The following is a 26,475-nucleotide window of genomic DNA, read 5'->3' as shown; positions in this document are numbered from 1 at the left end:
GGCTTCCTTAAGCAATCTCGCTGGCAATACGGTCCATCTCGGCCTTGAGCTGAGCGGGGTTCTGTTGCAGCTCGACCAGCGGCAACGCAAAGAACGCTTCGATGCGGGCGCGCAGGATGCGATAGGCGGTCATAAAGGCGGCGTCGATCTCTTCATCGGTGCCGGTGGCGTGGGCTGGATCCTCAACCCCCCAGTGGGTGCGCAGCACAGGCCCCAGATAAGTCGGGCAGGTTTCATTGGCCGCATTGCCACACACGCTGATGACGATATCCGGCACCAGAGGCAGATCTTCCCAGGACTTGCTGAAGTAGCCCTCGGTACTGATGCCCTCGCGTGCCAGCAGGGCCAAGGAGCGCGGATGCACCTGGCCGGTCGGCTTGCTGCCAGCACTCATGCCTTGCCAGCCCGCGGGGGCCAGATGATTGAAGGTCGCCTCGCCCAGGATGGAGCGGCACGAGTTACCGGTGCACAGAAACAGTACGTTCATCAGATTAATCCTTACAGTCACAGGAAGTTGTGGGGTTAAGTTCAGGGGCCAACGGCGGCAAGACAGCGGGTGAGCAACTGGAGGCTGAGCGGAGCGATGCACATTGCTCCGGATGTCCTCCACAGCACTCCTCGGTCAGAAAGGCGATCAGATCCAGCATCAAGGGGATATTGGCCCGATAACGCACAAAGCGCCCCTCCTGCGCCACCGACAGCAGCCCGGCATGGGTCATCGCCTTGAGATGAAACGACAGGTTGTTGGGGGCAATGGCCAAGGTCGAGGCAATTTGCCCCGCCACCATCCCTTCCAGCCCGGCTTTCACCAGCAAGCGGTAGACATCCAGCCGCACGCCGGAGGCCAGGGATTCAAATACCTGAGTTGCGATCTCTTTATTCATGCTTCAATACTACAAGAGTTATTGAAATGATCAACCTCATCGCTCTCCATTGCTAACAAGCCAGGCGCAGTGAAGCCATGTACCGACAGCGAGTTAGGCGGCCCCACCTGCACCCTGCAAATCCGGGAGCATGACTAAGCGTACAGCAAGAGAGCTCTCAGATTCCAAGCTATAGGGCTCCATACGGAGCAACTCCAATCGCAACTACTCTTCGGCAATCACCACACCGATGGCCTGCTCGAGATTGTAGGTAATCCCCAAGCAATGGTCGCTGCCCCCAACCAGAAACAGGCTGAAGCCCTCACATTCCCGATACGGGCGTTTGGCTTCCATGTCATCGACGAGGCAGTAGGTTAGCCGCATCCCGGGGAAGTTCTGCTTTACCGAGGCCATGCCTTGTGCGGTAAAACCGGCGGTCGCGACTGCCACTTCAATCGCATCCAAAGTTGTGTCGTTGATCATCGTTGAAACTCCATTTAGCAGCGCGAGCAATCTCGCAGAGATGAGAGATGAAGGAAGCACCTCAAGTTTTATGCCAGAGCTATCGACAGCGGAAACAGCGTGGACCCGGCGTGCCGCATGCCGACGCCAACCGACATCCCGTAGCGCAGTTGCGACAATTTCGGCTGATTGTCGAGATAGAAACAGCTATCGCACTGAGTTGATACTCACCCCAGGCCGTCTCACCAAGACGGTGCGATATTCGTGAGCTACGGTGCTGTATACCGAGCGCCGCACCGTAACGCCACCAGGGTCAGCATGGGATGTCTTGAGGCTATGGTCATTGTGATCTCAACTGGCATAAGGGTTGCTTTAGTCTCCATCGCTGCTCACATCCTGAACGATGTGGACACCCGAGCGGCAGACCACGCCGGTATGCCGCGCCCAGGAGCAAAGTAGGGAGACACGTCGATGCACAACAAAGGAATCACAGCACTGCTGGTACTCGGCAGTTGCTGGCTCGGTCATGCCGCCATGGCGCAAGAGAATATCCTGCACGTCTACAACTGGAGCGACTATATCGCCGAAGACACCATAGCCAACTTTGAAAAAGAGACGGGTATCAAGGTGGTCTATGACGTCTTCGACAACAACGAGATCCTCGAAGCGCGTCTGCTCTCCGGCAATACCGGCTTCGATCTGGTGGTCCCCAGCTCGGATTTTCTCGGCCGCCAGTTGAAGGCGGGTGCCTTCATGCCACTGGACAAGAGCAAGCTACCCAACCTGGCCAATCTCGACTCGGCCACCCTGAAACTGCTGCAGGACAAGGATCCGGATAATGCCCACGCGGTTCCCTATCTGGGCGGCACCACCGGGATCGGCTACAACGTCGACAAGGTGGCGGCCATCATGGGCCCGGACTTCAAGATGAACAGCTGGGACGCGGTGCTAAACCCGACCAATCTGGCCAAGTTACATAAGTGCGGTGTCGCTTTTCTGAACTCCCCCACCGATATCTTCGCTGTCACCCTGCGTTATATGGGGTTGGAGCCGAACTCGACTACCCCGGCCGATTATGCCGCCGCCAGTCAGTTGCTGAGTACCTTGCAGCCCTATATCACCTATTTCAGCTCCTCCCAATACATCAATGATCTGGCCAATGGCGATATTTGTGTCGCCATCGGCTGGTCCGGGGATGTGATGCAGGCCGGTTTGCGCGCCGAAGAGGCCAATAATGGCGTCAAACTCAACTACGTGATCCCCCGGGAGGGCAGCGATGTCTTCTATGACATGTTAGTCATCCCCAAGGATGCCCATAATCCGGAGGCGGCCCATACCTTCATCAACTACCTGATGCGTCCCGAAGTCATCGCCAAAATCACCAACTATGTCTCCTATGCCAATGCCAACCAGGCGGCCTTCCCCCTGGTCGACGAGTCCATCCGTAACAATCCGAATATCTATTTCACCGACGAGATGAAACCCAAGATGTTCGCGCAACAGATGCTGCCGCAGAAGATCAATCGCATCATCACCCGGGAATGGACCAAGGTCATGACCGGCAGATAACGGATAACGATTCATGGACTCCGACCTGGTCCGGGTCACGCACACAGACACGCCGTGAACCCATCCATGGGTGCTCCGCCGCGCCATCCATGGCGCAGAGGGTCTGTTTAGCGCCCCCCAGCCCTGTCGATGGTGATCGTTAATTCACAACCGCAAGATATGAACAGAGTTCAATGTGCAAGGAGCACCGGATGTTACAAACAGTTTTTGAGCGGCAGCCCCCCAGCCCCGAGGTGATCCAGGCTTCCCTGGCCCAGACCCGATTCGCTCCCTTCTGGCTGGATGCCCTCAGCGAGCGCCCCAGCTACCCACCGCTGCGCGGCAGTACCAATGCCGAACTGGTGATTGTCGGTGGCGGCCTCGTCGGCCTGTGGACAGCCCTGCTGGCCAAGGAGCGTAACCCCAAGGCGGATGTCATGCTGCTGGAGGCCCGGCAACTGGGCTGGGCCGCCTCCGGGCGCAACGGTGGTTTTTGTGAGGCCAGCCTGACCCATGGCGAAAAAAATGGCCGCCGTCGCTGGCCAGAAGAGTTCGATACCCTAGAGGCTATGGGGCTGACTAACCTGGACGAGATGGAGGAGACGCTCAAGCGCTATGGCATCGAGTGTGACTTTGAGCGCACCGGTGAAATTGTGGTAGCGGTCGAACCCCATCAGGATGCCGATCTGCACGGTGAAGGCTATCTCACCCAGGAGCAGATGCGCGCCGAGGTGAACTCGCCCACCTTCTTGTCCGGCAATTGGGATCGTCACGGCACCGCCATGCTGAACCCGGCCAAACTGGTGGTCGGTCTGGCACGAGTTGCCAGCCAACTGGGGGTGCGCATCCACGAAGAGTCATCGGTCGAGACCCTGCGCAAGCTCTCTGCAGAAACCTCCCGTCTGGTGACGCCTGGCGGCCGTGTCGATGCAGCGCGGGTGATCCTGGCCACCAACGTCTTCCCCTCCCTGCTCAAGCGCTACCGTCTGCATACCCTGCCGGTCTATGACTATGCGCTGATGACGGAGCCGCTGAATGCCGGGCAACTGGCCGCCATTGGCTGGCAAAACCGTCAGGGACTGGCCGATCCGGCCAACCAATTCCACTACTACCGTATCACCCGGGATAATCGCATCCTGTTCGGCGGCTACGATGCGCTCTACTACCGCGGCGGCCAGGTGAAGGAGGAGTACGATGCACGCCAGGCCTCCTTCGAACGACTGGCCAGCCACTTCTTCACCACCTTCCCGCAACTGACCGGACTGACATTCACCCACCAGTGGGGCGGAGCCATCGATACCTCGACCCGATTTTGTGCCTTTTTCGGCCATGCCCATGGTGGCCGGGTGGCTTATGCCGTCGGTTTCACCGGTCTGGGGGTCGGCGCCAGCCGCTTTGCCGCCAATGTCTTACTGGACAAGGTCTATGGACTGGATACCGAACGCACCCGGCTGCGCATGGTGCGTCAGTGGGCCTTGCCGTTCCCGCCGGAGCCCATCGCCTATCCTGTGGTGCGACTGATGCAGTGGTGCCTGGATCGGGCCGATCACAATCAGGGCAAGCGCAACTTGTTCCTGCGTCTGATGGACAAACTAGGTCTGGGATTTGAATCTTGAGTGGGATTTGGCTCTCGCTCAAGCCACAGCACTCCCCACGTAGAAGGGCCCTATGGGCCCTTTTTCAGGGCTCTGTCCCAATGACCTGTTGGAAACCAAGAGGACTGGATTCTGGACGAAAAGCGGGCCGAATTACTGCCAGAGCGGATCCTGCGCCATACGGGCCAGCAAGAAATCCAGAAAGCTGCGCAGCAGCGGCGACATCTGTTTTCGGGTGGCATACACCCCGTGGATGCCCATAGTTTGCGGCTCCCACGCCGGTAACAGCGCAACCAGTTCACCTCGTTCCAGCAATGACGCCACTGAGTAACGCGGCTGCAAACTGATCCCGCAATCCTGCAAGGTGGCACTGAGCAGCAGATTGGAGATATTGCCGCTGAAATTGCCACTCACCGGCACCGATTCGGGCCCCAAGGGCCCCTCGAAAGTCCACAGGCTCTTGCCGAAATAGCTGTAGGTCAAACAGTTATGGTGCGCCAAATCCTGCACCTGCTGCGGGGTACCAAAACGCTCGAGATAAGCGGGGGTTGCACAGACCACGGAGCGACAGGTCCCCAACCGTCGGGCCACCAGATTGGGATCCAGTTCGTTACTGATGCGCAGCGCCAGATCGATTCGCTCCTCGATCAGATTTACGGTTCGATCCACCAGCAGAATATCGATGGCAGTTCCCGGCCAGCGGCGTAAATAGTCATTGGCTGCCGCGACCAGAAAGGCGTCCGCCAAGGAATAGCTACAGGTCAGTCGCAGCTGCCCGCGCGGAGCCTCCTGTTGCAAGCTCGCCAACTGCTCCATCTCTTCACCCAGCGCCAACATGGCCCGGGCTTTTTGCAGCGCTTCCTCCCCTTGCACGGTAAGGCTCTGGCGCCGGGTGGTGCGATGCAGCAATCGCGCCCCCATCCAGGTTTCCAGCTCGGCCAGATAGCGCGAGGCCATGGCCCGGGACATCTCCAACTGTTCGGCACCAGCGCTGAGACTACCGCGCTCTACAATCGCCACAAACACCCGCAGGGCGGTTAATCGATCCATTTATTTGCTCGATATATGCAACAGTCATGTCTCAATTATGCCGTATATGCTATCGAATTGATCCAATAAACTTCCCTCATCGCCACTACCGGCACAGATGAAAAGGAAGCAGAAGATGAGTAACACCTTGAATACCCTGAGCCTGAGCAGCCTGGCACTGATCTCCAGCCTGACGACAGGCCACGGCCTGGCGGCCCCCCTCACCGTGACGGTTTATAACCCGGGCGAAAACGCCATCTTCCCGGTCTCCTCCTCACTGGTGAGTGGCGAAAAAGAGGCCATTCTGATCGATGCCCAATTCAGCGTGGCGGATGGCAAGGCGCTCGTGGATCTGATCCAGCGCAGTGGCAAGAGGCTGACCACAGTGTTTATCAGTGGTGGCGATCCGGACTTCTATTTTGGTCTGGAGCCCATCCAGGCCGCATTTCCGCAGGCCAAGATCGTGGCAACCCAGCAGGTTATCGACCATATCCAGCACACCAAAGATGCCAAGCTGGCCTACTGGGGGCCGATCCTCGGCGCGCATGCGCCCAAGACGGTGATAATTCCTACCCTGCTCAGCAGCAACAGTCTGACGCTGGAAGGTGAAACTCTCGAGATCCGTGAGCGGGATACCCATCAGGCTTACCTGTGGGCCCCCGCTATCCGAACCGCTCTCGGGGGCGTCCTGGTGAGTGCCGGACAACATCTGTGGACTGCGGACAGCCAGACTCCGGCCGCACGATTGGAGTGGTCGACGGCACTGGAGCGACTTGCCGCCTTGCATCCTCAGCGTGTGGTGCCTGGGCATTTTCTGGGTACAGAGCCGCAAGGTACCGCGGCCGTCACCTTTACCCACGACTACCTGAGGTTCTACGAACAGGCGCTGAGCCAGAGCAAGAGTTCGGGCGAGCTGATCGAGAAGCTCAAAGCCGCCTACCCCGCACTGCCCGTCGATGACGGCATGGCCATCAGCGCCAAGGTCAATACCGGCGAGATGAAGTGGTGATCCGGTAACAACACTATCCACCGGGTCTGCGGACCCGATCTCCTCTCCCTGACTATCCGAGGCCCATATGAACCAGGCGATCTTGCATTACATTTATGACCCTCTCTGCGGCTGGTGCTACGGCGCCGCGCCACTGTTGGCGGCAGCCCGCCAGCTTACAGGCATAGCCATCGAGCTCCACGCCGGTGGACTCTGGATGGGCACCAATCGCCCCGCGATGGGCAAGGCCCTGCGCGATTACGTGCGCCCCCATGACCAGCGGATCCAGGCGCTTACGGCTCAGCCATTTGGTGATCGCTACTTCCACGAGTTGCTGCTCACCCCGGATCGTCAACTGGACTCGGAGCCGCCGATCCGCGCCATTCTGGCGGTGGTGGCATCCGGTGGGGATGGCCTGCAGATGCTCGCTCGTATCCAGCAGAGCCATTATCGCGATGGCAACTGGATCGGGGATCTGCACCCGCTTGGGTTGCTGGCCGCCGAGCAGGGCATAGAGAGACAGAACTTCGAGCAAGGCTATCAAGCGGTCGCACTGGCCAATCATCTGGCGACGAGTCAGCAGTGGTTGCAACGGCTGGGGGCGCGGGGATATCCGACTCTGGGGCTTGAGCTATCCGGTCGACTGATACCGCTGGCAATCTCCGACTTTTTCGGCAATCCCGATGGCTTTTGCCAGTATCTGCTGAGTCAGTGGCAGGCCCTGTCGCACGCCGAGTAGCGAGTCAATCAACAGGAGTGGATGCAGATTCACCAAGCGACAGACGATGACACTACTGAAGAGAGCGAGATAGCCCCTATCAGGACGGAAGCAGAAGAGACACGCCACTACCATCTCTGTCGTCGGATGACGACACAGGAGCTCCTTCATACGGAGCCCGCCAACGGCGGGCTCCGATCCTACCTAAAGTTTAATCACCTCGGCAGCTACCGCAGTGGTCATGATGATCACCACTTGTTTGCCAATCAGGTCATGAGTCAAAACCACATCATCGCGGGCTGGAACTACCCGCGTGGAACCATCTTCAAACTGCAGACTCGCCGTGCGCGCCAGAATATCAATAGCGGTGACTCGAGCCGTGACCTGGGTTCGTCCGGCAACCAGCATGCCGGGTTTTTCCCCCTCATCTGCGGCGGCAGCCAGAAACGTCTCACTGTCGGTCTTGGCCGTATCCGCATCGTGCAGGTAGGCCACGGTTTCGACCATCAGGGTCGCCTTGACCGTATCGCCAACCGCTAGTTGTGGAAAGTTCACCATTTCAGGCGGCGCTATGACATGACGGCGATGGCCCGCCTCATCCTGGAGCACAAATTCGCGTTTATCCCGATCAATCTCGACCACCGAAGCCGTCAACACCTGGGTCTGAGTCACTATACCGCCCGGAGTACCCTTCACCTGGGTCACCTCGGTATTGACCTTGGCATCCAGAGGTTCGTCCGGTTTGGCTGAGCAGCCAACAATCCCTGCTATCATGGCAGCCAGCAGAGTCATCTTTGTCATTGTCATCATCACTGAAATCCTTTTGCCGTACGCGACCAGAGCGGAAGACTATGGTCAGATGGAATATAAATGGGTGTCGCATGAAGAGCATAGACAGCTGAGAGACCATTTACCACCAGACGCGCTCGGCCGCCAGGACGATGAAAATGGCCTGCCGATGAAAATCGGCTTGGCGAAGTGAATGGCGATTGCTTTAATAGCCAGCTCCGCTTGACCGATGCTCTGTCGGGCAAGCCACTGAACTAGAAACTAGATGCTGGACCCCAGCAGGAGAACCTTATGAGTACTGAAGCACTGGATGATGCCTTCTGGCAACGGGCTGACGAGATCATCAACCTGGCCAATGAACAATGCGAGAAAGCCGAGAGCAGTGATGATGTCAGCGCCTCCTTGCTGTATGCCACCGCTCGCTTCAATGCCTTTCTGATTGCCTCTACCGCCCGCAGCGCCGCGGATATTCAAAGCGGCAAAGAGGATGCGGTGGCCTACTTCACCGAGCAGTATCAGCAACTACTGATGGATAATCTCGACGACTACATCGAGAACTTTGACGAATACAACGCCTGAGATCCGTCACCCATGGTGCCGTGGCTGGAGCAGGATCCCTATCTGCGCCAGCCTCTGGCACTCTACCCCCTTCGCAATAGCCCCTTCAGGATGTCGCCTGCGCCAATAGCCATCCACGCTTACTCCCCATCGGTTAGCGACAGCCCCATGTCCCGCTTGCGATAACGATCCGGGGTCACGCCAGCCAACGACTGAAACATGGTGATAAAGGCTGATGGTGAGCTATACCCCAGCTCCAGTGCGATCTCCTTGATGCTCATTTCGCGTTCCAACAGTGACAAGGCATGAATAAAGCGCAGCCGTTGCCGCCATTCACTAAACGACATCCCCAGCAACAGACTACAACGCCGCGACAGTGTCCGCTCGGTACTGTGTACTATCCTGGCCCACTGCGCCAAGGAACGATTATCCGCAGGTTGCATCTCCAGCGCCCGAAGCACAGGCGCCAGCAATCGATCCTCGGTCATCGGCAGATAGCGCAATTGTCGCGGCGAAGCCACCAGCTGATCGATGAGAACCAACCCCAGCCGCTGATCCGCCGGGGTTTCCGGCTCCAGCAACTGGTGCTGGTGGAAATGGTCGATAATCGCCAGCAATAACGGGGATAAATCCAGCACACAGGGGGAAGTCGGCAACCCTTGGCAGAGCTCGCTGGCCACATTGATAGTCCCGAAATCGATGGCCTTGTGGTTGTAGCTGCGATGTCGTGCCCGTGGCGGGATCCAGACCCCGAATCGCGGCGGGGCAATAAAGCTCTCCCCGGCGATGGAGAGCTCCATCAGACCGCTGCGGATAAAAGCCAACTGCCCCCATTCGTGCCACTCCTCTTCCAGATCGGTCATTGCCGCCAGGTGAGCCTCGCAAAAGCGAATGGTTCGCGGCGCCGAGCTGATCGAGGGCTCGGTATGACGCCGTTGGCGAGGGGCAGCAGGTGATGCAGGGCTCGATGATGATGGGGGGATCCGGGGTGACTTCAGCATGTCTGAATATGGCAATGAGTTGGCGGGTTATCATTATATGCAGAAAATAGGACAGCGTAGAATCGCGCCACATCATTGTCTGGAGTCACACTATGTTCTGGTACCCCTTGCTGGCCGTATTAATCTGGAGCGGCAACGCGATTGTCAGCAAGCTCGCTGCAGGCAACATTGAGCCAGGAGCCATTGCCTTTTATCGCTGGTTCATCGCCTGGATACTTCTGACGCCCTTTATGCTGCGTCCGTTATGGCAACAGCGGCAACAGATCCGCCCCTATATGAAGAAATTCATGCTGCTGGCCTGCCTGGGTATGATGCTGAACCAGAGTCTGGGTTACTACGCGGCCCAGAGCATCAGCGCCGTCAATATCGGCATCCACAATGCCCTGATCCCGCTGTTTACCGTAGTTCTCAGCCTGTTCTTGCTCAAGGAGACACCAACACTGGGTATCCTCTGTGGCTCAGTGCTGTCGTTTTCCGGTTTACTCGGTCTGGTCAGTGAAGGCTCGCCGGAGCGCTTGCTGCAACAAGGGATCAGCAGTGGCGATCTGCTGATGCTAGTAGCGGTGCTTTCCTACGCCCTGTATGGCGTCTTACTCAAGCGCTGGCAATTACCCTTCACCGGTTGGCAGTTTATCTACCTGCAAATGAGCTGCGCCCTGCTGTGGTTACTCCCCGACTTCTTGCGTTCCGACAACCTGTTACTGAGCCGGGATAACCTGCCGCTGGTGCTGTACGCTGCACTTCCGGCCTCACTGCTGGGCACCTTGTTCTGGCTGCAGGGAGTGCGCTTGCTGGGCGCCAATCGCACCGCCATTTTCATGAATTTACTACCCGTGTTCACCGCGCTGATTGCGGTCGGTTGGCTGGGAGAACGACTCCATAGCTTCCATCTCTGGGGGGGCGGACTGACGCTGCTCGGCGTCTTGCTCTGCCAGTTCTGGCGTCAGCCGTTGCCAGGCCGCACACCCGCCACAGCAATGTAACAAACTGATAAATAACCAAATATTTCAAAAACTCTCACTCTAAAGAATCATTTCTCGAACCAATAACCCGTGAATTCAAGGGAATAACCACTGGTTTTTAGAGCAAGTTATTCTCATCCCACCATGCACAGTCCGCGAGCTTAAGGCCCCCTTAAGCTTGCCTGTTGATAATCCTGTTTCATTGGATTTCATGGTCGGAGCAGTTTGTGCCCAATTCCCCACGCCGTTATGCCTTTATCTACTGGTTTGCCGCCAGTTATCTGCTTCTGAATCTGGTTAGCCGTCTGGGACTGACCTGGATGAGTTGGCATAAAGGTGCCCTGTCATTGACCGACCTGCTGTTTGCCTACAGCACCGGGCTCCTGTTTGATATAGCCAGTTTCTGCTATCTGATCCTGCCTTTTGTGCTCTGGCTGAGCCTGATGCCGTTGAGATGGCGGCACCACCCGGTTTGGCGTATCGCCGGCTGGGGAGTCCGTTTGGTGACCATTTTTGCCCTGCTATTCCAGGTAGCCAGCGAGTGGGTGTTCTGGGAAGAATTTGACAGCCGCTTTAATTTCATCGCCGTCGATTATCTGGTGTATACCCATGAAGTGATCGGCAATATCCAGCAGTCCTACCCCATAGGTCTCTGGCTTTCACTATGTGCCGGAGTCGCACTGGTGTGGGTTTCCCTCTCCAACCATCCTGTGGCCACACAGTGGCTACCGCGTCCAGTCCTGCATCTGCTCGACCACAATAGGCGCTGGCCAGTGTTACTCAGCTCTGCGCTGGTAACCCTGCTGGTCAGCGTTGGTCTCAATGCCCAGGATATCAACCAGCGCCATAATCAGTATGCCAATGAGCTGGCTGGCAATGGCCTGTTCAGCCTGTTTGGAGCCTTTCGCAATAATCAACTCGACTTCCAGCGTTTCTACGCCACACTGCCGGTGAATGAGGCTGCGCAGCGAGTGCGTGAGCAACTCGCGACCCCGGATGCCACCTTCGTCAGCAACAATCCGCTGGATATGCGCCGGCTCATCCGTCATCGCGGCACCGAGAAACGGCTGAACGTCGTGCTGATCACCGTCGAGAGTCTGTCGGCCAAGTATCTGGGCAGCTTCGGCAACACCCAGAATCTGACGCCTGAACTCGACAAGCTGGCCAGCCAGGGCATGCTGTTTACCCAGCTCTATGCCACCGGCAACCGTACGGTTCGTGGCCTGGAGGCGCTCTCCCTGGCGGTACCGCCAACTCCGGGGCAATCCATAGTCCGTCGTCCGAACAACGAGAATCTGTTCACCTTGGGATCCGTGTTTCGCAGCAAGGGCTACCAGACCCACTTCCTGTATGGCGGCTATGGCACCTTTGACAATATGAACAGCTATTTCAGCGGCAATGGCTACCAGGTGCTGGACCGGACGGCACTGAACAAGGATCAGATCACCCAGGAGAATATCTGGGGGGTTGCCGATGAAGACCTCTACAGCATGGCACTGCGGGAATTTGACAAGGAAACACAGCTGGGACGTCCATTTTTCGCGCACTTGATGACCACCAGCAACCACAGACCCTACACCTTCCCGGAGAATCGCATCGACCGTCCCCAAGGCAGTCGGGAGAGTGCGGTCAAGTACACCGACTGGGCCATCGGCGACTTCCTGCGCCGCGCCCAGCAACATCCGTGGGCCAAGGACACCCTGTTTGTGATCGTGGCCGATCACTGCGCCTCCAGCGCCGGCAAGACGGCAATCCCGGTAGAGGGGTACCATATTCCGATGATCATCTGGTCGCCAAGCCATATAGCCCCACAGCAGGTGGCGCGACTCAGCAGCCAGATCGATGTAGCACCAACTTTATTAGGGCTGCTGAATTTCAACTACAGCTCGCAATTTCTGGGACAAGATGTGTTTGCTACCCCCAAAGGCCCCGAACGAGCATTTCTTGCGACCTATCAAGGACTTGGTTATCTGAAGCAGGAGCATTTAAGCATCCTGAATCCGAAGAAAAAGCCTGTGACCTCCGCTGTCGTGGATCAAGCTCCCGCCATCGATGAATCCCGACAGCAGCACGATGCTATCGCCTGGTACGAGATTGCCAGCCAGCTGTTTACCACCGGACAGATGAAGATCCGCACCTGAGTCTGGCCGCAGACGAGCATAAAAAAACCGGAGACAAGCTCCGGTTTTTTTATGCCTCAGATCACTGGATCACGACTCAGGGTTGCTGTTGGCAACGGTACTGTTTATCTCCTTGCGTCCAATCGGCTCCGCCTTTGAACTCATGAAAATTAACCCCGTTCCCCTCGAAATTGACTCCGCCGCTGGTAGGCCGCATCCAGGTCAGCATTCTGGTATCGCCCTGTTGCACCACCAGTAAGGGCGGCTCGGTGGAGTAAAAGGTCGCCACCAGGGGCTGCGCCAAGCCATCGCATTGATATGAGATGGGCCCCTCGGTCGGCACCCGCTCGAACTGGGCCTGTAACTGGGCAATGCGCTCCAGATAGACAAACTCCAGACACATCTTGATATCCCGGTCCTGACGACAGGCATCCCGGCGCGTCACCCATTGGGCCTGCTCCGCCGCAACATCCACCCCCGGCCATGCCGGCTGTAGAGGAGTCACCTCAGCGAGCAATTTATCCAACTGCTCGATCAAATCGACTTGTACCGGGCGCTCGCACTGGTATTTCTCGAAGGTATCCTTAGGGATAGCCTTACATTTTTCCCGCAGCATACGGTTACGGGCCGAATCCTGAACTTTACGTTCATCACCCGTTAATCCTTTGGGTAATTGCGCCTCTGTCAGGGGGATCGCCTGATCACCAAGAGCCTGGGTGGCGACAGCAGCGCTGACAGTGGCTACAGCCCCAGACGTCACACCACTGGCGGCAGCCGATGCACTCTGAGCCATCGGTAGCGTATCGGCCGCCAGACAGCTGGTCGCAACCAGACCACCGAAACCGGCCAGTAACCACCGGAACCCGATCAAAGCGCGGAAACTCATGGGTAACTCCTTACCAAGGGAAATACGATTCAAATCCTGAACATCAAGAACAACAGCAATATCAAGGCCGAAATCCAGCGTAACGGGCGCTAGAGTACACGGAAGCAGCCAACCATGGCAAAGCCTTCACGCGCATCAAGGCCCTGCACAGTAAACCGCAATTCCATCCCCTCATTTTTTCGGGAGAACAACATGCCAATGCAACAAGGATGCATCTGGATTCCAGCGAATTTTCATCATTTTTCGGCTTCGATCGCAATCTTGCTGGCGGATTAATCCATCCCCCCAATTCTCTGCGCCAGATCAATAAAACGGTGAGGCGCTTTGCGGTTAAATACCCACATCTTGGTGCCGTTATAGATTTGGCATCTATATATAGTGTTCCACTCACAAGTACAGACCATCACGGGAATGCAGTCACCATGCGGGATCCAGCGCTGTTCCCGGTGTTTTGCTGCATAAGGACCAGCCAGTCGATCCCTGGCAGGCCATCAGCAATATGGATCTTTCGAAATCAGGAGCGATATCGTGAAACCGGTTATCATCAAGCGGGATGGCTGCCGTGTGCCCTTCAATGGCATGCGCATTATTGAAGCAGTCGCCAAGTCTGCCGAAGCAGTCGGCGTCAAGGATTTGGCCTATTGTGCCGGCATCGCCGAACAGGTAGCCCGGCAGCTGGCCGACAAAGACGAAGTCGCGATTCACGATATCCAGAACATGGTGGAAAACCTGCTGATGGCAGGTGAACACAAAGAGATGGCGCGTGCCTATATCGAGTATCGCCACGACCGCGACATGGCCCGAGAAAAGCAGGGGCGTCTGAGCCAGGAGATCCGTGGCCTCATCGAGCAGAGTAATGCCGATCTGCTCAACGAGAATGCCAACAAAGACAGCAAGGTGATTCCGACCCAACGCGATCTGCTGGCCGGGATCGTCGCCAAGCACTATGCCAAGCAGTACATGCTGCCGCGGGATGTGGTGCAAGCCCACGAGCGTGGAGAGCTGCACTTCCACGATCTGGACTACTCACCCTTCTTCCCCATGTTCAACTGCATGCTGATCGACTTGCATGGCATGCTGACCCATGGCTTCAAGATGGGGAATGCCGAGATCGATACACCCAAGTCGATCAGCACGGCAACTGCCGTGACAGCCCAGATCATCGCCCAGGTCGCCAGCCACATCTACGGCGGCACCACCATCAATCGTATCGATGAAGTGCTGGCCCCGTATGTCACTATCAGCTATGAAAAACACAAGGAAGTAGCGCAAGAGTGGCAAATCCCGGATGTCGAAGGTTTTGCCCGTTCGCGTACCGAAAAGGAGTGCTACGACGCCTTCCAGTCGCTGGAATATGAGGTCAATACCCTGCACACCGCGAACGGTCAGACCCCTTTTGTGACCTTCGGCTTCGGCTTGGGAACCAGCTGGGAATCCCGCTTGATTCAGGAGTCCATCCTCAAGAACCGGATCTCCGGGCTGGGTAAAAACAAGAAAACGGCTGTGTTCCCCAAACTGGTCTTTGCCATCAAGGATGGTCTGAACCACAAGCTGGGCGACCCGAATTACGATATCAAGCGACTGGCGCTGGAGTGTGCCTCCAAGCGTATGTATCCGGATATCCTCAACTACGATCAGGTGGTCAAGGTCACCGGCTCCTTCAAGACACCTATGGGTTGCCGTAGCTTCCTCGGCGTCTATGAAGAGAATGGCGAGATGATCCATGAGGGGCGCAACAACCTCGGCGTAGTGAGTCTGAACCTGCCACGGATTGCGCTGGAAGCTCGCGATGAAGCCCACTTCTTCGATCTGCTGGATAGTCGCCTACGGTTGGCGAGAAAAGCTCTGATGGCCCGCATCGAGCGGCTGGAAGGTGTCAAAGCCCGAGTCGCCCCTATCCTGTATATGGAAGGTGCTTGTGGCGTTCGTTTACAGGCCGATGACAACGTCAGCGAGATCTTCAAGCACGGCCGAGCCTCGATTTCACTGGGTTTCATCGGCATTCACGAAACCATCAATGCCCTGTATGGCCACAACAAGCACCTGTTTGATGATGCCACCTTGCGCCAGAAGGGTATCCAGATTGTTCAGACCCTGCGTGATGCGGTCGAAGCCTGGAAAGCGGAAACCGGTTATGGTTTCAGTCTGTACAGCACGCCCAGCGAAAACCTCTGTACCCGCTTCTGCAAACTGGACACCCGCGAGTTCGGACTGGTGGATGGTGTCACCGACAAAGGCTACTACACCAACAGCTTCCATCTGGATGTCGAGAAGAAGGTAGACCCTTATGCCAAGCTGGATTTCGAGATGGCCTACCCGCCTCTAGCCAGTGGTGGTTTCATCTGCTACGGCGAATATCCGAATATCCAGCACAATCTGGAAGCCTTGGAAAACGTCTGGGACTACAGCTACAACAAGGTCCCCTATTACGGCACTAACACCCCCATCGACGAATGCTACGAGTGTGGTTTTACCGGTGAGTTCGAGTGCACCAGCAAGGGCTTCACCTGCCCGAAATGTGGCAACCATGACTCCACCAAGGTATCGGTGACCCGTCGGGTATGCGGTTATCTCGGCAGTCCGGATGCTCGGCCGTTTAACAGCGGCAAGCAAGAAGAGGTCAAGCGCCGAGTGAAGCATCTGTAATTCCTGGATGGGACTCGCGGTATCGAAGACAACAAGGGCGCCCAACGGCGCCCTTGTTATGATCACTCAATGGCTATCAGGCAGCTTTCGGATCGGCCCCGAAACGGTTCTCTTCGCGAGTCCCTTCGAAGCAGAAAAACACCAGCAGCACGATCGGCCCAACCAGCGGGATCAGTCCCAGCAGCAACCACCAGCCAGAGCGGTCGGTGTCGTGCAGACGACGCACGCTAACCGCCAGACTCGGCAGCAGCACGCCCAGGGAATACAGGGCACCCAGCAACGGAGCGGTATCTATGACCCCATCCACAACACCCAACACGATGGAGGCGATCACGCTGAACAACAAGAACATCCAGTATTCAGTGCGACGGGCACGGCCACTGAAGGTGACATATTTTTTCAAGACTTCGATATACCAGTTCATTCCTTTAGCATTCCTTTTTTGATTATGTGTTGTGGCTTAACGGCCACTCCATGATCCGGCATTCTGGTACCAAGATCACGGACATGGTAACAAGCTGTAACAACCAATTCCATTTGACGCCACTGAAGTTGTGAGCCCAGCCATGCTAGAATGGCACGTCATCACTTGGCATCGATTTCGATACATCGAGAGTTTGTCATGAATTATCACCAGTATTACCCGATTGATGTGGTCAACGGCCCCGGCACCCGCTGCACGCTGTTTGTTTCCGGCTGCGTCCATCAATGCAAGGGCTGTTACAACCAGTCCACCTGGCGACTGGACTCGGGGCATCCGTTCACCGCGGCGATGAGTGATCGGATCATCAGCGATCTGAACAACCCGCACATCAAGCGCCGAGGCTTGAGTCTCTCTGGTGGAGATCCCCTGCATCCGGCCAATCTATCGGCAGTACTGGCGCTGATCACCCGGGTGCGGCAGGAGTGTCCGGGTAAGGATATCTGGTGCTGGACGGGTTATACGCTCGCCGAGCTGACGGCCGATCAGCAAGCCGTGGTCGATCTGGTGGATACCCTGATCGATGGCAAATTTATCAAAGAGCTGGCGGATCCGGCACTGGTCTGGCACGGTAGCAGCAACCAGAACATTCACCATTTTGATCGGAGTCAGGCTTGGTGGCACCCCGCTACGCCATCCCTAACCCCTTGCGGAGATATAGCATGTTAAGCCAACTCCTGCGTCGCCTGTTTGGTTCAAACCAGAGTCCGGATCCAATCGCGCGCCAATCCAGGAATGAAGTGGAACCGATTGAACATGAAGGGTTTCTGATCTATCCCGAGCCACAACCGGAAGGAAGCCAATACCGCTTGGCCGGACGTATCTGCAAGCAGATCGACGGCGAGTTGCAGACTCATCTGTTTATTCGCTCGGATATTATCAGCGACAAGGAAGAAGCCTGTCGGCTGATGGTGGAAAAAGCCAAGAACTTTATCCTGCATACCCAAGGCGATATATTCCGCTAAACCACATCATATGACGGTGCGAGCAAGACCTATTGTCCCATCAAACCCCAACGGCCGGATTGCTCGGCCGTTGGCATAGAGCCTCCCGCTCATCCCCTTGGTGCATCACTGCTCACGAAACAGCTGTTCATGCAGCAGCTGGATTTGATCCCGCAGGGCCGCGGCCTGCTCAAACTCCAGATTACGGGCATGTTCATACATCTGCCCTTCGAGTTGCTTGATACGTTTGGCCATTTTTTCCGGGCTCTCCGGATGATAGAAAGCCTCGGACTCCGCCACTTGCCGCACCTGCCGCTCATCACTCGGGCCGCTACCACTGACCTGCATGATATCGACAATTTTTTTCTTCAAACCAGTAGGGACTATGCCATGTTCGGTATTGAATTCTTGCTGTTTGATACGCCGACGCTCGGTTTCGCCAATCGCCGCGCGCATGGAGTCGGTGATGCGATCGGCATACAGGATCGCCTTACCATTCAGATTTCGGGCGGCGCGTCCTATGGTCTGGATCAGGGAGCGGGTCGAACGCAGGAATCCTTCCTTGTCGGCGTCGAGAATGGCCACCAGCGACACCTCCGGCATATCCAGCCCTTCCCGTAGCAGGTTGATCCCGACCAGCACATCGAACTTGCCCAGTCGCAAGTCGCGGATAATCTCCACCCGTTCGACGGTATCCACATCCGAATGCAGATAACGGACCCGCACTCCGTGCTCGTCTAGATACTCAGTCAGATCTTCCGCCATCCGTTTGGTGAGTGTGGTGATCAGCACTCGCTCATCGAGCTTGGCGCGGATCCGGATCTCCGACAGTACATCATCCACCTGGCTGGCTACCGGACGCACTTCAATCACCGGATCCAGCAGACCGGTCGGCCGCACCACCTGCTCGACCACCTGGCCGCTGGATTTTTCCAACTCATAGTTGGCGGGTGTCGCAGAAACAAAGATGGTTTGAGGCTGCAATGCCTCGAATTCATCAAATTTCAACGGTCGGTTATCCAGTGCCGAAGGCAGCCGGAAGCCATACTCGACCAATGTCTCCTTGCGTGAGCGATCGCCCTTGTACATGGCGCCAATCTGCGACACGGTGACGTGAGATTCATCGATGATCAGCAAACCATCTGCCGGCAGGTAATCGAATAGCGTGGGCGGCGGCTCACCGGGCGCCCGTCCCGAGAGGTAGCGGGAGTAGTTTTCGATGCCCGAGCAATAACCCAGCTCCTGCATCATCTCGATATCAAACTGGGTGCGTTGCGTGATGCGTTGCTCTTCGAGCAGCTTGTTCACCGAGAGCAGATGCTGACGGCGCTCGCCAAGTTCCACCTTGATCTGTTCAATGGCGTTGAGGATGGTATCCCGTGGCGTCACATAGTGACTCTTCGGGAAGATGGTATAGCGAGGAACCTGCTTTTCCACCGCGCCGGTCAAGGGATCAAACAGCGATAGACGCTCTACTTCTTCATCGAACAACTCGACCCGCAACGCCAGCTTGTCCGACTCGGCGGGGAAAATATCAATCACTTCCCCTCGCACCCGGAACGTGGCCCGCGCAAACGCGGCATCATTCCGGCTGTACTGCAATTCGGCCAGGCGGCGCAAAATCTCGCGCTGGTTGATGATATCGCCCTGACGCAGATGCAACATCATGCTCAGATAAGCTTGCGGATCCCCCAGACCATAAATGGCCGAGACGGATGCCACTATGATCACGTCTCGTCGCTCCATCAGCGCCTTGGTGGCCGACAAGCGCATCTGCTCGATGTGATCATTGATTGCCGAATCCTTCTCGATAAAGGTATCGGTCGACGGCACGTAGGCCTCGGGCTGGTAGTAGTCGTAATAGGAGACAAAATACTCCACCGCATTGTGCGGGAAGAACTCGCGCATCTCACCATACAACTGGGCGGCCAAGGTCTTGTTATGCGCCATGATCATAGTGGGTCGATTGCAATGGGCGATCACATTGGCCATGGTGAAAGTCTTGCCCGAACCGGTTACCCCGAGCAGGGTCTGATGAGCCAGGCCGGATTCTATGCCATCAATCAATTGGGCGATCGCCTGGGGCTGATCGCCGGCGGGCTCAAACTGGCTCTCCAGTTGAAATGCTTTACTCATACGGGCTCCAAGGTCAGGCGACGCAGCGTGCTATTGAACCACAGATAGGCCAGACAGGCACCGAGCAGGTTGGCGACAACGCCTCCGATAAACATCCCGAACAGTCCGAAACCATATCCCAGCAGACACGAAAGCGGGACAAACAGCACAAAAAAGCGCAGCAGACTCAAACCAAAGGCTAGTCGCGGCTGATGCAAGGCATTCAAGGAGGAGCTGGTCAGGATGATCACCCCTTGCAGCCCGTACCCTAAGGGCAGGATCCACAAATAATGCAATAACAGACGCTGCACCTCGGCCTGATCACTAAACGCAGTGGCAATCCAGGGCGATCCGGCCAGCAGCAACAGGTAAATCACCAGTTGAATCATTAAGACCATCTGCAAGGCACTGCGATAGGCCTCCGCGACTCGGGCCAACTGGCGAGCACCGCTGTTCTGGCTGATAACGGGGGGTAAGCTCATAGACAGACTCAGAACAAACAGGCAAGCCACGGATTCGAGCCGACTACCAACCCCATACGCCGCGACTGCCTCCTGACCGTAGCGCGCCACAAATGCGGTCAGCAATACGGTAGCAAGCGGCGTTAACATATTGGCCAGCGCTGCGGGCATGGCGATACGTAATATTTCGCGACCATCGGATAAGCCATAACGATAGAACTGCCGCCATGACAGCAGGCGATGACGAAACCACAACATCCACAGCATCAAACCGCAGCCGCACGCCCAGGAGAGCAGACTGGCAATGGCAGCCCCCTGGATCCCTAGCGCAGGCACTGGCCCCACCCCGAAAATCAGCACCGGATCCAGCACCGCATTGACCACACTGGCGGCAACCATGATGCCACTGGGAATTCGAGTGTTGCCAAACGCTCGAAAAATCGCGTTCCCGACCATGGATACCGCCAATAGACCACAACCGGCAAACCAGATGTGCATATACGAGAGGATCAGCGGCAAGGCTTCCGCATCGGCGCCCATGGCAACAAACAGCGGCTCACTCCATAGCAAGCCAGCTCCACCGCCGACGACCATGAAGCCAAACGCAAAGAGAATGGCACTCAGAGCCTTGCGCTTGGCCTCTTCCTCGCGCCCCTGCCCCAAGTAACGCCCCAGAATGGCACTGGTGCCAACCCCCATGCCAATCGTCAGGCTAATCAGCGAAAAGGTGATCGGAAAAGTGAAACTGATCGCCGCCAGTGCACGGGTTCCCAACTGAGCGATAAACCAGGTATCGAGCAAATTAAAGCTCATCATGGTCAACATGCCGACCATCAAGGTCAGAGTCATGCGAATAAGTTGCGGACGAATAGGGCCAGACAGCAAGTCGACGTTCAAAAGCTCAATTCCAGCGATTTTTCACTATTCTAACCTGCAATTCGATGGGTAAACAGCCAAGCAAAATGATCCTTTAGCCATATCGAGCATTTGAATAAACCGAACCGAGTTTGCAGTTCATCACACATTTCCCTCTTGACCTAAATGGAGTCCATCTCTAGTATTGTGCGCCTCGCCTAGCGATTCCCTCGTAGTTCAGTCGGTAGAACGGCGGACTGTTAATCCGTATGTCACTGGTTCAAGTCCAGTCGAGGGAGCCAGTTTATTTCGGCACCATTCCTGCAGTTATCCACCAAAAAAGAGCACAATGCGCCAAAACAATGCACAATTGGCGTAGTGTTCACTTACCTGAAATTTTTCAACTTGTCGCGACTTCAGCACAAAACACCACAAACGGTAACCAACTGATTTAATTCAACTAAATTATTTCAACTCTTTTCTATTGAACTCGCGCAAAGCCTTATGACATGCGGGTTACAGCAAGGTTTGAAACTTTAACTCACATGGTTATCCACAGAAACCGTGGATAACTTGCGCCAAGCCAGATACCACGCGACTTCCGCATGCTGTGCATAAATTCAGACACCTGACCAGTAGAGGATTTCACCATTTGAAGCTCTCTGAATCAGCCCACCCTCTGCAAGCCAGGAGCAAGAAATGAGGCCGCCCGTCCCACCCTTCAGCGCACGATTTTTCGCACAGACATGAACGGAGTAACCGCCTGTTGATTAAGAATAATACGCCGTTGTGCAGCATTTCACCGAACAGGTCGTTTTTCCCCAAATAAGCGGCGCAGCGGTTGACAGTCTCCAGGCCAATCAGTAACATGCGCGGCGTCTCGAAGAGACTCTGTTCCCTCGTAGTTCAGTCGGTAGAACGGCGGACTGTTAATCCGTATGTCACTGGTTCAAGTCCAGTCGAGGGAGCCAAATTTCAATTCCTCCTTAGTTCAGTCGGTAGAACGGCGGACTGTTAATCCGTATGTCGCTGGTTCAAGTCCAGCAGGAGGAGCCAGTTTCAATTCCCTCGTAGTTCAGTCGGTAGAACGGCGGACTGTTAATCCGTATGTCACTGGTTCAAGTCCAGTCGAGGGAGCCAAATTTCAATTCCTCCTTAGTTCAGTCGGTAGAACGGCGGACTGTTAATCCGTATGTCGCTGGTTCAAGTCCAGCAGGAGGAGCCAATTCAACACAAAGGGACACAATCATGTGTCCCTTTGTGTTTCTGTCGTTCTGATTCCCATCATTTTGCAACCAATTTGCTATTCTGGATTCAAATAAGACACAGAATGGATGTTGCACATCCGGTGCGAGTTCACGAAGTGAACCCGTAGCACATGAGCGAAATGGCACTCTCTTTGCTTATCGTCTTTGCTTAATAAGTAGACATGGATATTATCTAGTAGCGTCAGGATCAAGATAACCAACTGGCTATGGATGATTCAGTACCGGCAAGCCGTAACAGTTTCTTTTGGATAGGGATGGAAGCATGATGCGCAATCCGATGACCACGCTCAAGCAGAAGGCCTTGTTGCTCATGGCTAGCTTGTTGTTGCTCAATGGCGCAGCCATCTATCTGCTGCAAAGCCAGCAGTTGCAGCAGAGCAATCAGCACATGGCAACCCTGTTACAGGCCGAGTTAGCGAACTCGAACCTCACCCCGCAATTGCTGAGCGACATCCAAAATAAGCTCGATCTCTCCGCCATTACCATTTATGAACAAAGTAGCCAGCGCACGCTGATGCAAACCTCGGAGGCCACGACAGGGTTGCTGGAGCTGATCTATCCGGCCTTAATAGGGGAAGTTGCCCTACCACTCCCCGGGCAGAAGGCGATTTACCATCTCCAGCATGTCCAACTCGTTCCGGTATTGGCCATACAAAGTGTTCTGGCCTTACTGACCGTCATTCTGGCCATCGGCGGCATGCTGGCATTACAGAAGAAGATGGTACAGGCCCTCCAACACGAGCTACTGGACGAGATTCAACAGTCACACTCATTTCCCGACGGCATGATGCATCAAGTCTCGGAAGCCATACATAGCATGCGCCAGCAGTTGGAACTGCAGTTGGCAGAAGCAGAGCAACATGCCTTGGCACTAGAGTTGCGCGTCAACCAGGATCCATTGACCAATCTATTGAATAGAACCAGCTTTCGCCAAGATCTGACCGAGATACTGCATGATGAAGAGCAGGTTTCTTTTTCACTGCTGGCCATAGTTAGAGCCACCGAGCTAGCAACCATCAACCAGCAGCGAGGCTTCGTGGCTGGCGATAAATACCTGATCGACGTTGCCAATCTGATCAACAAGAGCGCCAAGCGACTAGCGAATGCCCGCGTCTACCGGATGGGTGGCAGTGACTTTGGCGTGTTGCTCAAGGTCGGCAATAGCAATCAGGCAACGTTACTGGGCGGAGAACTGAAAGTAGCGTTTGATCAATATCAACAAGATAACCAACTGGAAAGCGTGGCCTATACCGGACTCACTCTGTTGAAACCGGGACAAGAGCCCGAGCAGATCCTGGGCCGTAGTGATCTGGCGCTGGCCAAGGCGCAGACCAGTATAACCAATGGTTGGTACCTGCAAGAAAAAGACAGTGAGGATTACCTGCAAGGCGAGAGCTATTGGAAACAGGTGATCGCCGATGTTATAGCCCGTAAGGCTATCTTATTGATGCAACAACCAATCCAGAGCATGAATATCTCGATCCGCACCTATACCGAAATATTTGCCCGTTTCGTGGGCGAAAATGGCCAGGTGATGCCGACAGAAACCCTGCTCGCCATGGCTCAACGCCATGACTTGCTCATCCGGCTGGAACAACAAATCATCGAGCTGATCATGCAGCAGCATAGCCAACAAAACTTTGCCAACCAGCGTTGGGGTATCAACTTGTCGGCCAATGCCCTGATGAATACGGCATTCCTGATCTGGTTGGAGCGCCAACTGCTACGCGAGAGCGGTGTGGCAGCCAATCTGGTGTTTGAAGTGGATGAGGATTTGCTGGATTGTAACCTAGCCGCCAGTACCCGGCTGTTCGAGATGCTGCGTCGGGTCGGTAGCCGCTCTAGTATCTCGAAATTTGGTAAGGGCCTGGGGTCGTTCCGTCTCTACCGCGAGCTTAAACCTGACTACATCAAGCTGGATCCGAGTCTGATCAACGTGCTGGAGCGAGAACATACCAGTCAACAATTTATCCGCATGATCGTCGAGGTATCCCACCGCTTGGGATGTGTGGTGATCGCCGAAGGAGTTGAAAATATCGCACAGAAACAGTTGCTGGAAACCATGTATATCGATGCGATCCAGGGGTACCTGATTGCCCGGCCAACCCCGCTAACCCAAGGCTACAGCATAGAGCCCATAGCGTAAGGTTATTCTCGTTTGAGGCGGTGTAGTAAGCGCAACACTTCATTCAGCAAACGAAACCGCTCCAGCTCTTCTTTACCGTAACGCGTGGAGAGCAAGGAGGCGTTTCCGCGCTGTTTCATATAGCGGGTGATCTGCAAGCGGTTAAAACCACCAATCCGGTAAAATAACGATAGCAATGCTTCAAGCTCCTCCCCTTTGAGCCCGGTTTTTTGAGCATACTCCCTGTCTCCCGGGTGAAGGATGCTGACCTGAAGATCCCGAATGACGCCGCGCTCTTTCAAGTACTCCAGCCATTGCTCGACCTGCAGCGGTTTACAACCCGCCAGCAAATTGAAAAAACCAGCCGCATCACACCGACATCCCGTCAGCAGTGAACAAGCTAAGGCATCATCGTTGCAGCTAAATGCCACGTCACCAATCATTGACCAGTCAACCGCATGGACTGTGATGGTCGCCTGACCTGTTTGTTGTCCGTAGCATGAAAATGTAAACAAATTGCCGTCCCCATTACTGCGCTGAGCCAGACCTGACAGTCTATCTTAGTTTTCATCAAGCCAGGGATACCGATGCATCCTCACGACAAAGAAAGCGGGCCGGATGAAAACACCGAAGTAAAAACCAAAACAAAGGGGCGCCTTATCAGGCGCCCCAATCTTGAGCTCACCGTCATACCAACATCATGACTGGCTGATGCTGGCCAATTTTTCAAAATAATCCGGGAATGTCTTGGAAGTACAACCCGGATCATTGATGGTAACTGCGGTATCACTCAAGGCCACCAATGAGAAGCACATGGCAATCCGGTGGTCATTGTAGGTATCGATGGCCGCATGCTGCAGATGTGCAACAGGCGTGACTTCGATAAAGTCCTCACCCTCGATAACCTCAGCCCCCAGCTTGCGCAACTCGGTTGCCATGGCACTCAAACGATCCGTTTCCTTGACTCGCCAATTATAGATGTTGCGGATCACTGTCTTACCGGTAGCAAACAATGCCGTGGTGGCTATGGTCATGGCCGCATCGGGGATATGATTCAAATCGAGGTCGACGCCATGCAACGAGCCCTGTTCCGCCTCGATATAATCCTCACCCCAGGTGATCTTGCCACCCATTTTTTCCAGCACATCCGCAAAGCGGATATCTCCTTGAATACTGTGTTTGCCGATCCCGGTAACCCGGACCTTGCCCTTGATCACACCGGCAGCCAGGAAGTAGGACGCGGATGAAGCATCGCCCTCCACCAGAAAATCTCCCGGCGACACATATTGCTGGTTACCGCGGATGTAGAAGGTCTGGTAGTTATCATGCTCTACCAGAACCCCGAACTGCTGCATGATGTGCAGGGTGATATCGATGTAGGGTTTGGAAACCAGCTCCCCCTTGATCTTGATCCGGATATCGCCAGCAGCCAGAGGTGCGGCCATCAAAAACGCGGTCAGAAATTGACTGGACACAGAACCATCAATATGGACTTCGCCGCCCCAGAGCCCTTTGCCATCAATGGTTAGCGGTGGATAGCCCTCATTCTTCAGATAGTGGATCTTGGCACCCGCTTCACGCAAGGCATCGACCAGATGCCCAATGGGGCGCTCTTCCATTCTCGGCTCACCCGTCAGCGTAAACTCGCCATTTCCCAAACAAAGAGCGGCACAGAGCGGACGCATTGCGGTACCCGCGTTACCCAGAAAAAGTTGCAGCGGTTCGCTCACGGAGAATGGGCGGCCAAGACCGTGAACGACGCACTCGGTCTTGTTGGTGGATAACTCGTATTTCACCCCCAACAATTTCAGCGCGGCCAGCATGTGACGGATATCATCACTGTCTAATAGATTGGTGAGGCGGGTTGTACCTTTCGCCAATGCGGCCAGTAACAGAGCGCGATTCGATACACTCTTGGAGCCTGGCAAATTGACGGTGCCCTCGACTCGGGCTATGGGTTCCAATGTCAGGGTTTTCATAACTTCCTGTTCTCTTACAACGGGTGGATAACGGACAGTCTGGCGACAGTATCAGCCACACGCGAACAGGGCAAGCCATAAG

At 55.5% G+C, this 26,475-nt stretch carries 23 protein-coding genes and 5 tRNA genes; 16 read left to right on the top strand and 12 right to left on the bottom strand.

The features are described from left to right. Window positions 1-7: 7 nt before the first annotated feature. From ACZYUB_RS10955 to ACZYUB_RS10945, 3 genes are all read right to left on the bottom strand, one after another. On the bottom strand, window positions 8-487 hold the full coding sequence (locus ACZYUB_RS10955) for an arsenate reductase ArsC (RefSeq protein WP_463947853.1): 480 nt from the start codon (window positions 485-487) through the stop codon (window positions 8-10). Between the two features lie 4 nt (window positions 488-491). Continuing rightward, the gene (locus ACZYUB_RS10950) at window positions 492-884 is read right to left on the bottom strand and encodes an ArsR/SmtB family transcription factor (RefSeq protein ID WP_463947851.1); all 393 of its coding nucleotides are present in this window, start codon (window positions 882-884) and stop codon (window positions 492-494) included. A 204-nt stretch (window positions 885-1,088) separates the two neighbouring features. Then, window positions 1,089-1,346 carry a DUF6129 family protein gene (locus ACZYUB_RS10945; protein ID WP_463947849.1) on the bottom strand — a complete coding sequence of 86 codons (258 nt, stop codon included), beginning with the start codon at window positions 1,344-1,346 and terminating at the stop codon, window positions 1,089-1,091. Window positions 1,347-1,796: 450 nt separating this feature from the next. Here ACZYUB_RS10945 and ACZYUB_RS10940 point away from each other — a divergent pair, with 450 nt between their 5' ends. Beyond that, window positions 1,797-2,894 carry an extracellular solute-binding protein gene (locus ACZYUB_RS10940; protein ID WP_463947847.1) on the top strand — a complete coding sequence of 366 codons (1,098 nt, stop codon included), beginning with the start codon at window positions 1,797-1,799 and terminating at the stop codon, window positions 2,892-2,894. A gap of 191 nt (window positions 2,895-3,085) precedes the next feature. Beyond that, a complete protein-coding gene (locus ACZYUB_RS10935; protein WP_463947845.1) occupies window positions 3,086-4,489 on the top strand; it encodes an NAD(P)/FAD-dependent oxidoreductase in 1,404 nt (467 codons plus the stop codon). A gap of 132 nt (window positions 4,490-4,621) precedes the next feature. On the opposite strand, the gene ACZYUB_RS10930 is transcribed toward ACZYUB_RS10935, so the two are convergent. After that, the gene (locus ACZYUB_RS10930; protein WP_463947843.1) at window positions 4,622-5,518 is read right to left on the bottom strand and encodes a LysR family transcriptional regulator; all 897 of its coding nucleotides are present in this window, start codon (window positions 5,516-5,518) and stop codon (window positions 4,622-4,624) included. A gap of 127 nt (window positions 5,519-5,645) precedes the next feature. Between ACZYUB_RS10930 and ACZYUB_RS10925 the strand changes: the two genes are divergently transcribed. Both ACZYUB_RS10925 and ACZYUB_RS10920 read left to right on the top strand, forming a co-directional pair. After that, window positions 5,646-6,506, top strand: a complete 861-nt coding sequence (locus ACZYUB_RS10925; protein WP_463947958.1) for an MBL fold metallo-hydrolase — start codon at window positions 5,646-5,648, stop codon at window positions 6,504-6,506. A gap of 67 nt (window positions 6,507-6,573) precedes the next feature. After that, on the top strand, window positions 6,574-7,224 hold the full coding sequence (locus tag ACZYUB_RS10920; RefSeq protein ID WP_463947841.1) for a DsbA family protein: 651 nt from the start codon (window positions 6,574-6,576) through the stop codon (window positions 7,222-7,224). A gap of 183 nt (window positions 7,225-7,407) precedes the next feature. Here ACZYUB_RS10920 and ACZYUB_RS10915 read toward each other — a convergent pair whose 3' ends face one another. After that, window positions 7,408-8,013: a hypothetical protein gene (locus tag ACZYUB_RS10915; RefSeq protein WP_463947839.1), complete on the bottom strand. Its 606-nt coding sequence runs from the start codon at window positions 8,011-8,013 to the stop codon at window positions 7,408-7,410. Between the two features lie 270 nt (window positions 8,014-8,283). Here ACZYUB_RS10915 and ACZYUB_RS10910 point away from each other — a divergent pair, with 270 nt between their 5' ends. Further along, window positions 8,284-8,571 carry a DUF3144 domain-containing protein gene (locus ACZYUB_RS10910; protein ID WP_463947838.1) on the top strand — a complete coding sequence of 96 codons (288 nt, stop codon included), beginning with the start codon at window positions 8,284-8,286 and terminating at the stop codon, window positions 8,569-8,571. Between the two features lie 119 nt (window positions 8,572-8,690). Here the strand turns inward: ACZYUB_RS10910 and ACZYUB_RS10905 are convergent, their stop codons facing one another. Then, the gene (locus tag ACZYUB_RS10905; RefSeq protein ID WP_463947836.1) at window positions 8,691-9,551 is read right to left on the bottom strand and encodes an AraC family transcriptional regulator; all 861 of its coding nucleotides are present in this window, start codon (window positions 9,549-9,551) and stop codon (window positions 8,691-8,693) included. 92 nt (window positions 9,552-9,643) lie between these two features. On the opposite strand from ACZYUB_RS10905, the gene ACZYUB_RS10900 reads away from it, so the two are divergent. After that, window positions 9,644-10,534 carry a DMT family transporter gene (locus ACZYUB_RS10900; protein WP_463947835.1) on the top strand — a complete coding sequence of 297 codons (891 nt, stop codon included), beginning with the start codon at window positions 9,644-9,646 and terminating at the stop codon, window positions 10,532-10,534. Window positions 10,535-10,740: 206 nt separating this feature from the next. Then, entirely contained in the window at window positions 10,741-12,654 is a 1,914-nt protein-coding gene (locus ACZYUB_RS10895) for an LTA synthase family protein (protein ID WP_463947833.1), read from the top strand. 76 nt (window positions 12,655-12,730) lie between these two features. On the opposite strand, the gene ACZYUB_RS10890 is transcribed toward ACZYUB_RS10895, so the two are convergent. Beyond that, window positions 12,731-13,519, bottom strand: coding sequence for a lysozyme inhibitor LprI family protein (locus ACZYUB_RS10890; RefSeq protein ID WP_463947831.1), 789 nt, complete (start codon window positions 13,517-13,519; stop codon window positions 12,731-12,733). 528 nt (window positions 13,520-14,047) lie between these two features. On the opposite strand from ACZYUB_RS10890, the gene nrdD reads away from it, so the two are divergent. Beyond that, the gene (gene nrdD, locus ACZYUB_RS10885) at window positions 14,048-16,165 is read left to right on the top strand and encodes an anaerobic ribonucleoside-triphosphate reductase (RefSeq protein WP_463947829.1); all 2,118 of its coding nucleotides are present in this window, start codon (window positions 14,048-14,050) and stop codon (window positions 16,163-16,165) included. Window positions 16,166-16,241: 76 nt separating this feature from the next. Here nrdD and ACZYUB_RS10880 read toward each other — a convergent pair whose 3' ends face one another. Continuing rightward, window positions 16,242-16,589, bottom strand: a complete 348-nt coding sequence (locus ACZYUB_RS10880; RefSeq protein WP_463947827.1) for a DUF805 domain-containing protein — start codon at window positions 16,587-16,589, stop codon at window positions 16,242-16,244. A 198-nt stretch (window positions 16,590-16,787) separates the two neighbouring features. On the opposite strand from ACZYUB_RS10880, the gene nrdG reads away from it, so the two are divergent. Continuing rightward, window positions 16,788-17,315 (top strand): anaerobic ribonucleoside-triphosphate reductase-activating protein, encoded by a 528-nt coding sequence (gene nrdG, locus ACZYUB_RS10875; protein WP_463947826.1) that lies wholly within the window; start codon window positions 16,788-16,790, stop codon window positions 17,313-17,315. Further along, window positions 17,309-17,611, top strand: coding sequence for an HlyU family transcriptional regulator (locus ACZYUB_RS10870; protein WP_463947824.1), 303 nt, complete (start codon window positions 17,309-17,311; stop codon window positions 17,609-17,611). Before nrdG ends, ACZYUB_RS10870 begins: the two co-directional genes overlap by 7 nt. A gap of 105 nt (window positions 17,612-17,716) precedes the next feature. Here ACZYUB_RS10870 and uvrB read toward each other — a convergent pair whose 3' ends face one another. Next, window positions 17,717-19,726 carry an excinuclease ABC subunit UvrB gene (gene uvrB / locus ACZYUB_RS10865; RefSeq protein ID WP_463947822.1) on the bottom strand — a complete coding sequence of 670 codons (2,010 nt, stop codon included), beginning with the start codon at window positions 19,724-19,726 and terminating at the stop codon, window positions 17,717-17,719. Continuing rightward, a complete protein-coding gene (locus ACZYUB_RS10860; RefSeq protein WP_463947820.1) occupies window positions 19,723-21,063 on the bottom strand; it encodes an MATE family efflux transporter in 1,341 nt (446 codons plus the stop codon). The genes uvrB and ACZYUB_RS10860 overlap by 4 nt, the downstream gene beginning before the upstream one ends. A gap of 184 nt (window positions 21,064-21,247) precedes the next feature. Between ACZYUB_RS10860 and ACZYUB_RS10855 the strand changes: the two genes are divergently transcribed. The 6 genes from ACZYUB_RS10855 to ACZYUB_RS10830 all read left to right on the top strand — a co-directional run bounded on the left by ACZYUB_RS10855 (window position 21,248) and on the right by ACZYUB_RS10830 (window position 24,435). Next, window positions 21,248-21,323, top strand: a tRNA-Asn gene (locus ACZYUB_RS10855). A gap of 593 nt (window positions 21,324-21,916) precedes the next feature. After that, window positions 21,917-21,992, top strand: a tRNA-Asn gene (locus ACZYUB_RS10850). A 9-nt stretch (window positions 21,993-22,001) separates the two neighbouring features. Next, window positions 22,002-22,077: transfer RNA gene (locus ACZYUB_RS10845), tRNA-Asn, on the top strand. A gap of 8 nt (window positions 22,078-22,085) precedes the next feature. Beyond that, window positions 22,086-22,161, top strand: a tRNA-Asn gene (locus ACZYUB_RS10840). A 9-nt stretch (window positions 22,162-22,170) separates the two neighbouring features. Continuing rightward, a tRNA-Asn gene (locus ACZYUB_RS10835) sits at window positions 22,171-22,246 on the top strand. 305 nt (window positions 22,247-22,551) lie between these two features. Continuing rightward, window positions 22,552-24,435 (top strand): EAL domain-containing protein, encoded by a 1,884-nt coding sequence (locus ACZYUB_RS10830; RefSeq protein WP_463947819.1) that lies wholly within the window; start codon window positions 22,552-22,554, stop codon window positions 24,433-24,435. Between the two features lie 2 nt (window positions 24,436-24,437). Here ACZYUB_RS10830 and ACZYUB_RS10825 read toward each other — a convergent pair whose 3' ends face one another. Both ACZYUB_RS10825 and aroA read right to left on the bottom strand, forming a co-directional pair. Continuing rightward, complete coding sequence (locus tag ACZYUB_RS10825) at window positions 24,438-24,929, bottom strand: hypothetical protein (RefSeq protein ID WP_463947817.1); 492 nt, start codon at window positions 24,927-24,929, stop codon at window positions 24,438-24,440. Window positions 24,930-25,112: 183 nt separating this feature from the next. After that, window positions 25,113-26,393 (bottom strand): 3-phosphoshikimate 1-carboxyvinyltransferase, encoded by a 1,281-nt coding sequence (gene aroA, locus ACZYUB_RS10820; RefSeq protein ID WP_463947815.1) that lies wholly within the window; start codon window positions 26,391-26,393, stop codon window positions 25,113-25,115. Window positions 26,394-26,475 lie beyond the last annotated feature (82 nt).

It is taken from the genome of Pseudaeromonas sp. HNCC25DJ182 (assembly GCF_055413365.1).
This window is presented reverse-complemented; position numbering and strand designations above follow the sequence as displayed.